Annotated in this window: 1 protein-coding gene and 1 pseudogene; both read right to left on the reverse strand. The window is 62.2% G+C overall.

Translation table 11 applies throughout. From position 1 onward, the window contains the following. Positions 1-157, reverse strand: a pseudogene (locus AC1DVM_RS23105) (ABC transporter permease); the annotation flags it as partial. Positions 158-160: 3 nt separating this feature from the next. After that, positions 161-1,415: ABC transporter substrate-binding protein (locus AC1DVM_RS23110; RefSeq protein ID WP_477258477.1), on the reverse strand; the 1,255-nt coding region annotated here is incomplete at its 5' end.

Raw genomic sequence — 1,415 nt, forward strand, 5'->3', positions numbered from 1 at the left:
CCATCATCGTCGCATCGCCGCCGCCCATCTGGGCGACGAGCGCGTCGACGGTGTCACCGGGTGCAAGCTGCAGCAGAAGGAACAAGCCTGCCAGCACCACGAAGAGCGTTGGCAGGCTCGCCGCGAGGCGGCGCAAGGCGAGAAGAAGGACACGCATGACTTAGGATGACGCGATCCAGGTGTCGTGCCAATCGCTCGAATCCCACCGCGGCACATTGTGATGGTTCTGGACCGCTTTGCTGGTCGCAGCGAAGAACTGGCGCTCGGTGATCATCCAGACGGGGATCTCGTCGTTCACGGCCTTGACCCAATCCGCGTAGAGCGCCTTGCGCTTGGCCGGATCGATCTCGCTCGCCGCCTGATCGATGAGCTGGTCGACCTTGTCGGATTGCCAGCCGAATTGGTTCGTCCAGGGAGAGCCCTTCGGCGAACCGGAGCGGTACCAGACCGTCGTCGACACCGCCGGATCGCCACGATACTGGTGCCAACCGGTCGCCAGATCGAAGTTCCAGTCGCGATAGACGGTGGTGAGCGCGCCCGCGATATCGAGCTGCACGATCTCCACCTTGATGCCGACCTCGCCGAGGGATTGCTGGATGAAAGTGGCAAGGAGCGGCACGTCCTCGCCATTCATGATCGGAACGATCTTCAGCGCGAAACGCGTGCCGTCGGCGCCACGCTTGTAGCCGGCCTCATCGAGCAGCGCTTCGGACTTCTTCTTGTCGAAGGGATAGGGCGGCTTGTTGTTCGGGTAGAAAGCCGGTGACGCGGACGGAATCGGGCCGGTGGCGGGCTTTGCCTGTCCATAGAGGAAGTTCTCAATGAAGAATTCCACGTCGACGGCATGCGCGATGGCGCGCCGGACCCGGACGTCCGAGAGCTCCTTGCGGCGGGTGTTGAATTCCAGCGTGTTGTTGAACGCGTTCGCTTCGATCCCGCGCGTGGATACTTCGAAACGCTTGTCGCTCTTGAGGCGATCGAGATCCGACAGCGACAGCCCGTTATAGGAACTGAGCTGGATCTGGCCGGTCTCGAGCGCCGCGGCCACGGCCGACTTGTCGGTGATGACGCGCCACACGATCTTGTCGAGATACGGAAAATCCTTGCGCCAGTAATTCGGATTGCGCTCGGCGATGATGAACTGGCCGCGTTCGTAGGAGACGAACTTGAAGGGGCCGGTGCCGATCGGCGCCGTGTTGGCCGGGTTCTCCAGGATGTTCGTGCCCTCGAAGACGTGGCGCGGCGCAATGTAGCCGAGATCGCAGAGCGCGCGCAGGAGAAGGTTGAGCGGCATCGGACGCGAATAGCGGAACACAGCCGTGCTGGCGTCCGGCGTATCGACCGCCTCCAGGTATTGCTGGAGCTGCGTGCCGTAATTGAGATGCTTCTTCCACATCTCAAGCGCCGTGTATTGG

It is taken from the genome of Microvirga sp. P4_A5 (genome assembly GCF_056402495.1).